We start from the raw sequence: 4,290 nt of genomic DNA, 5'->3' as shown, positions 1-4,290 counted from the left end.
GCTCAGGAGGCCCTGGCCCATCAGATCCTCGATCGCCTGCCGGTCGGCCGGTGGGATGAGGGGGTTCTCGGCGGGTGCTTCGAGGATGATCTGCACGACCGGCTGTGCCGGCGAGCGGACGCCGACTCGCCGGTTCCCCTGCGGACCCACGTCATCGCGCGCTTCGAAGCCGAGGACGTCACGGTAGAAGGCGAGCGCCTCGTCGACGTCATGGACGGCCAGGGCGCAGCCGGCGATCTCGAGATCAGTGCCGGTCAACGCGCCTCCCCGTCCCGGGCGGAAAGGAAGACGACGTCGAGGGCGTTCAGCCGGTCCGGGTCGGTGTCGACGGCGATGCGGGTGATCTTCTCGTCGCGGACGGTGAACGTGAAAAGGGCCTTCGGCTGCCCGCGGTGCGACCAGACGGCCGCCGGAACCCCGTCGACCAGGGCGAGCCGGGCCGCCTGGGCACGGCCCGCGAAGAAGGCCGCAACCTCGTGGGAGCCGCGCATCTGTATGGCCACGGCGTCCGGATCGAGTACCTCCAGCAGCGCGGTGAAGTCCGCGCTGCGCGCCGCGGCGAGAAAGGCTTCGACGATCTCCCGCTTCCGGGACCGCGCGGCTTCGGAGGCGTCGGCCGCGCCCCGGATGCGCTGCCGGGCCCGGCTGGCGAGTTGCCGGGCGGCCGCAGGGGAGCGGTCGATGCTGGTGCCGATCTCGGCGAACGACACGGCGAAGATGTCGTGCAGGACAAACGCAAGCCGCTCGGCGGGAGTCAGCGTGTCAAGGACCACCATCAGCGCGACACCCACCGAGTCGGCCAGCAGTGTCTGGTCCTCGGGGCCGGCCTGGCCGCCCGGGTGGGCGGGTAGGTGCGGCGCGGTCGGCTCGGGCGGCAGCGCCCCTGCCGGGTCCTCACGCCGGGCTCTGCGTGCCTCGAGCATGTTCAGGCAGACCCGGGCGACGATGGTGGTCAGCCAGCCTGCCGGGTTCTCCACCTGGCCGGTGTCCGCGCGGCTGACGCGCAGCCATGCCTCCTGCACCGCATCCTCGGCGTCGCTGGGGGAGCCGAGCATCCGGTAGGCCACTGTGTGCAAGCGGCCCTTGTGCTCGGCGAACCGTTCGCTCAGCCAGTCCTGTTCCACCATCTGTCACATTCCTCCGTCCGGTCCTGTCAGTACGTATGACCGGCTGCCTCGCGCAGATGTGACACCCGCGCCGGCCCCGGCGCGGGCCGCTGGCACAGATACACCTGAAACACAGGGAGAAAAGGCATGAAAGCGCACGTCAGCTCCATCCTTCTCGGCGTCCGGGACATGGACCGGGCCAAGCAGTTCTACACCGAGGGACTCGGCTGGAAAATCAAGAATGATTACGGCGTCTCGGTGTTCTTCGAGACCGACGGAGCCTCACCCGTCGGCTTCTACGGCCGCGAGGGCCTGGCCCAACAGGTGGGCACGGGGGCTGAGGGCAGCGGCTTCAGCGGTCTGGTGCTGACCTACGTCGTCCGCAGCCAGGAGCGGGTCGACGACATCATGGCGGAGGCCCGCAAGGCCGGCGCCGAAATCCTCAAACCGGCCGGAGAGCTGCCATGGGGCGGTTACGGCGGCACCTTCGCCGACCCGGAGGGCTACATCTGGAGTCTGGGCTACAGCGCCCAGGGAGCTGACCAGCCTTACGCGGAGTAGTCGCAGGCCTCGTCGGCCTACCGCCGCACGGGACGGCCCGGGCGCCCCCAGCCCCCGGTCGTCCCGTGCGCGGCGATGGCCTCGGTGAGCAGAATGGGAGCGATGGCGGGAGAGAGATCATGAAGTTTCGGACGTTCGTCGAGCCACCCGAGCCCATGCGCGGGCTGGAAGTGCCACCGGAGGTGGTGGAGGCGCTCGGCGGGGGTGCCCGGCCACCGGTGACGATCACGGTCAACGGGCATTCCTGGAGGAGCCGGGTCGCCATCATGCGCGGCCGGCACCTGATCGGCCTGAGCAATGCCAACCGGCAGGCCGCGGGCGTCACGATCGGTGACGAGGTCAGCGTCGGCCTGGAACTGGACACCGAGCCGCGCGTGGTCGTGGAACCCGAGGATTTCGCCCGAGCGCTGAAGGGCGACCCGGCCGCCCGTGCCGCCTACGACGGGCTGTCCGACAGCCGCAAGCGTGAGCACGTGCGCACCATCGAGAGCGCGAAGAAACCCGAGACGCGCAGCCGGCGCATCGAGAAGGTCATTGCCGCCTTGCGGGGCTGAGACAGACAAGTGCGGAGCGCGCAGAAGCCGGCGCGCGCGGCAGGCTGGCTGTGGGTGGCGGGAAGGAATCCGGCCGCTGATGTCGAGAACAGGGCGGCGGCTCCGTCCCGGGGGCAGAGCGGCCGCGAGAGGCCGCACGACCAGTGGAGGACGACCAGTCATGGACCCCGAGCAGATCGCACAGGAGCTGGCCGACGCCGACGAACTGTTGAGCCAGGCGTCGATGGCGCGGTTGGCCTACAACGGACTCGACGGGCTGCCCCGCGTCATCCCGATCGGGATTTTCTGGACCGGCGAGGAAATCGTCATGTCGACCGCGGCCACGGCCCCCAAGGTGAGGGCGCTGTCCGCCCGCCCCGAGGTGGCGCTGACCATCGACGCGGGCGACAGCCCCGGCTCGGCGAAGAATCTGTCGGTGCGCGGCGTCGTGGACCTCACCATCGTGGACGGGGTGGTTCCGGAGTACCTCGCGGCGGCGCGGAAGAACTTCGACGCCGAGTACGCGGTCGAGTTCGAGCGGAACTGCCGGGCGATGTACGACCGGATGGCGCGGATCGCGCTGACGCCGCAGTGGGCCCGGTTCTACGACTTCGGTGCCGGCCGGATGCCGCATTTCCTGGCCGAACTCGCCAAGAAGGCGGGCTGACCGTGTCTCCTCGCGCGGCAGCCGCCGTCATGCCGCGTTCTCGGCCGCTGCATGCCTATGGCTGTATTACTGACGAGTCAGTACGGTGCTTTCCAACCCCCCTACCCCACAGGAGAGTTGGGAGAGCTTGATGACGTCAGCCTCACGCAGACGCTCAATGGCCGCGGGCACCGTGCTCGCGGTGGCGGTACTCGGGCTGCCCGGGTCCGCCGCGGCGCAGGGCGAGGACGCCCCGGCCGCCCGCTCGGCCCACGCCCCCGGCATCGCGAAGCACGGCTCGGACAAGCACCCGGGCCAGCATCCGCGCAAGCACACGGGAAAGCAGCCGGGAAAGAAGAAGGCCCCCGGCGCGATCCTCAGCTCGAAGGTGTCCTCGTTCCAGTACACGCCGGGCGTTCCGACCCCCACCAAGGCCTGGAAGATCACCTATCGGTCGACCTCGGCGAACGGACGGCCCAACACGGTCTCCGGCACGGTGATCGTCCCCGACGACGGCAAGACCACCCCGCGCCCTCTGATCACGTACGCCGTCGGCACGGTCGGCCTGGGCGACAAGTGCGCGCCGTCGGCCGGTTTCCCGGGCGGCACGACGGCTGAGGCGCCGCTCGTCAACGCCGCGCTGGTACGGGGCTATGCCGTCGTCGTCACCGACTACGAGGGCCTTGGCACCCCCGGCGACCACACCTACATGGTCGCCAAGGCGCAGGGCAGCGCCGTGCTGGACGCGGCGCGTGCCGCCCAGCGGCACCCGCAGGCGGCGAAGTACGGCATCAGCGCGAAGGCGCCCGTGGGCATCATGGGCTACTCGCAGGGCGGCGGCGCCAGCGCGAAGGCCGCCGAGATGGCGGCCGCCTACGCCCCCGAGCTGAAGGTCAAGGGGACGGCGAGCGGCGGCGTTCCCGCCGATCTCGCCAAGGTCGCCGACTCGCTGGAGGGCGGGGACAGCGCCGGATACCTGCTGATGTCCGCCGTCGGCCAGAACGCCGCCCGCCCGTCGCTGGCGCTGGGCAAGTACCTCACTGCCGAGGGCCGCAAGCTCGCCCGAATCGTGCGCACCGAGTGCGTCGGTACGGCCCTGGAGGCCGGGCGGGGCAAGACGATCGAGGATGTCACGACGTCCAATCCGCTGGAGCGGCCGGCCTGGAAGAAGGCCATCGGCGAGCAGCTGATCGGCACGGTGCGCCCGTCGGCGCCCACGTTCGTCTACCACGGGGATGCGGACGAGACGATCCCCTATGCCGTCGGACAGAAGCTGCGGGCCGACTGGTGCGCGAAGGGCAACGCCGTGCAGTGGACGTCCTTCGCCGGCCAGTCCCATGTGGGGACGGCCATCCAGGGCAACGGCCCGGCACTCGAGTGGCTGGGCCGCCGCTTCGCCGGCGAACCCGCATCGGGCAACTGCGGTACCTAGCCCCACCGGAAC

General features: G+C 70.5%; 6 protein-coding genes. 4 read left to right on the top strand and 2 right to left on the bottom strand.

The window, feature by feature from the left end; translation table 11 throughout:
• The coding region (locus tag ACQKIP_RS41065; protein ID WP_427745349.1) for a VOC family protein at positions 1-258 on the bottom strand (258 nt) is incomplete at its 3' end.
• Positions 255-1,127 carry a sigma-70 family RNA polymerase sigma factor gene (locus tag ACQKIP_RS41060; RefSeq protein ID WP_365864913.1) on the bottom strand — a complete coding sequence of 291 codons (873 nt, stop codon included), beginning with the start codon at positions 1,125-1,127 and terminating at the stop codon, positions 255-257. The genes ACQKIP_RS41060 and ACQKIP_RS41065, both read right to left, overlap by 4 nt.
• A 126-nt stretch (positions 1,128-1,253) precedes the next feature.
• Here ACQKIP_RS41060 and ACQKIP_RS41055 point away from each other — a divergent pair, with 126 nt between their 5' ends.
• From ACQKIP_RS41055 to ACQKIP_RS41040, 4 genes are all read left to right on the top strand, one after another.
• Positions 1,254-1,667, top strand: coding sequence for a VOC family protein (locus ACQKIP_RS41055; RefSeq protein ID WP_365864915.1), 414 nt, complete (start codon positions 1,254-1,256; stop codon positions 1,665-1,667).
• Between the two features lie 119 nt (positions 1,668-1,786).
• Complete coding sequence (locus ACQKIP_RS41050; protein WP_365864917.1) at positions 1,787-2,221, top strand: YdeI/OmpD-associated family protein; 435 nt, start codon at positions 1,787-1,789, stop codon at positions 2,219-2,221.
• Between the two features lie 160 nt (positions 2,222-2,381).
• Positions 2,382-2,867: a pyridoxamine 5'-phosphate oxidase family protein gene (locus ACQKIP_RS41045; protein ID WP_365864918.1), complete on the top strand. Its 486-nt coding sequence runs from the start codon at positions 2,382-2,384 to the stop codon at positions 2,865-2,867.
• A 130-nt stretch (positions 2,868-2,997) separates the two neighbouring features.
• Positions 2,998-4,278 carry a lipase family protein gene (locus ACQKIP_RS41040; RefSeq protein WP_365864920.1) on the top strand — a complete coding sequence of 427 codons (1,281 nt, stop codon included), beginning with the start codon at positions 2,998-3,000 and terminating at the stop codon, positions 4,276-4,278.
• The last annotated feature ends 12 nt before the right edge of the window (positions 4,279-4,290 follow it).

The sequence above is a fragment of the Streptomyces sp. NPDC059900 genome (genome assembly GCF_050270335.1).
In the GTDB taxonomy this organism is placed as follows: Bacteria; Actinomycetota; Actinomycetes; order Streptomycetales; family Streptomycetaceae; genus Streptomyces.
The sequence above is the reverse complement of the archived record's forward strand: the minus strand, read 5'-3'. Positions and strand labels throughout refer to the sequence as shown.